This window comes from Ruthenibacterium lactatiformans (assembly GCF_000949455.1).
Classification (GTDB): Bacteria; Bacillota; Clostridia; order Oscillospirales; family Ruminococcaceae; genus Ruthenibacterium; species Ruthenibacterium lactatiformans.
In genome coordinates this window covers 1-1,707 of sequence record NZ_JXXK01000088.1, presented here as the reverse complement: position 1 = coordinate 1,707, position 1,707 = coordinate 1, and the positions used below count along the sequence as shown (strand labels likewise).

The 1,707-nt window shown below is 60.6% G+C and carries 2 protein-coding genes; both read left to right on the top strand.

Annotated features, from left to right (window positions below; genetic code table 11):
- The first annotated feature begins 15 nt into the window (after positions 1-15).
- Positions 16-858 (top strand): 5-dehydro-4-deoxy-D-glucuronate isomerase, encoded by an 843-nt coding sequence (gene kduI, locus TQ39_RS19790; RefSeq protein ID WP_050006802.1) that lies wholly within the window; start codon positions 16-18, stop codon positions 856-858.
- A gap of 54 nt (positions 859-912) precedes the next feature.
- On the top strand, positions 913-1,707 hold a 795-nt coding region (locus TQ39_RS19785; RefSeq protein WP_207641422.1), incomplete at its 3' end, for a gluconate 5-dehydrogenase.

The following is a 1,707-nucleotide window of genomic DNA, read 5'->3' as shown; positions in this document are numbered from 1 at the left end:
AAAGGAGCAAAAACAATGGAAATCCGATATTCAAGCAACCAGCGGGACTTCAAGCGCTATACAACAGAGGAGACGCGCAAAGAGTTTCTGATCGAGAACCTGTATGCGGCAAACGAAGTGGTGGCGGTGTACAGCCATGTGGACCGAATGGTGACGCTGGGGTGCATGCCCACTACAGAGACGGTGCCCATCGACAAGGGCATCGACATCTGGCACAACTTCGGCACGCAGTATTTTCTGGAGCGCCGGGAGATCGGCATCTTCAACATCGGCGGCGCGGGCAGCATCACGGCGGACGGAGTAAAGTACGAGCTGGGCTACAAGGACTGCCTGTACATCACGCAGGGGACGAAGGAAGTGCTGTTCGCCAGCGAAGACGCGGCGAAGCCCGCGAAGTTCTACATGGTGTCGGCCCCGGCACACCGGGCGTATGAGACGAAGCTCATCAAAATCGAGGACGCGGCGAAAAAGCCGCTGGGCGCGATGGAAACGAGCAACAAGCGAGTGATCAACCAGTTCATCCACCCGGACGTGCTGCCGACGTGCCAGCTATCCATGGGCATGACGGTGCTGGAGCCAGGCAGCGTATGGAACACGATGCCGGCGCACACCCACGAGCGTCGGATGGAAGTGTATATGTATTTTGAAGTGCCGGAGGAGAACGTGGTGTTCCACATGATGGGCGAGGGCAGGGAGACGCGGCACATCGTGATGCAGAACGAGCAGGCGGTGATCAGCCCGAGCTGGAGCATCCACGCGGGCGCGGGCACGAGCAACTACACGTTCATCTGGGCGATGGGCGGCGAAAACCAGGCGTTCGACGACATGGACGTGATCCCGACCACAGAGCTTCGGTAAAAGCACAGAAAACAGCCGCGGGCGGAAAGCGCGCGCGGGCAGGAGGGCAAAAAAATGGAAATGAAGGATTTTTCTCTGGAAGGCAAGGTAGCGCTGGTAACAGGCGCGAGCTACGGCATCGGTTTTGCCATCGCGGAAGGCATGGCGAAGGCGGGCGCGACCATCATATTCAATGACATCAGGCAGGAGCTGGTGGACAAGGGCCTTGCGGCATACAGGGAAGCGGGCGTGGAAGCCCACGGCTATGTGTGCGACGTAACGGACGAGGACGCGGTGCAGGCGATGGTGAAGCAGATCGCCCAGGAAGTGGGCGTCATCGACATTCTGGTGAACAACGCGGGCATCATCAAGCGCATCCCGATGTGCGAGATGACGGCGGCGCAGTTCCGGCAGGTGGTGGACGTGGACCTGAACGCGCCGTTCATCGTGAGCAAGGCGGTGATCCCGGGGATGATCGAAAAGGGGCACGGAAAGATCATCAACATCTGCAGCATGATGAGCGAGCTGGGGCGCGAGACGGTGAGCGCGTATGCGGCTGCAAAGGGCGGCCTGAAGATGCTGACGAAGAACATTGCCAGCGAGTACGGCGAATACAACATCCAGTGCAACGGCATCGGGCCGGGATACATCGAGACGCCGCAGACGGCGCCGCTGCGGGAGCGCCAGGCGGACGGAAGCCGCCACCCGTTCGACCAGTTCATCATCGCAAAGACGCCGGCGGCGCGGTGGGGCACCACGGAGGACCTTGTGGGCCCGGCGGTGTTCCTTGCCAGCGACGCTTCCAACTTCGTCAACGGCCATGTGCTGTATGTGGACGGCGGCATCCTCGCCTACATCGGCAAGCAGCCG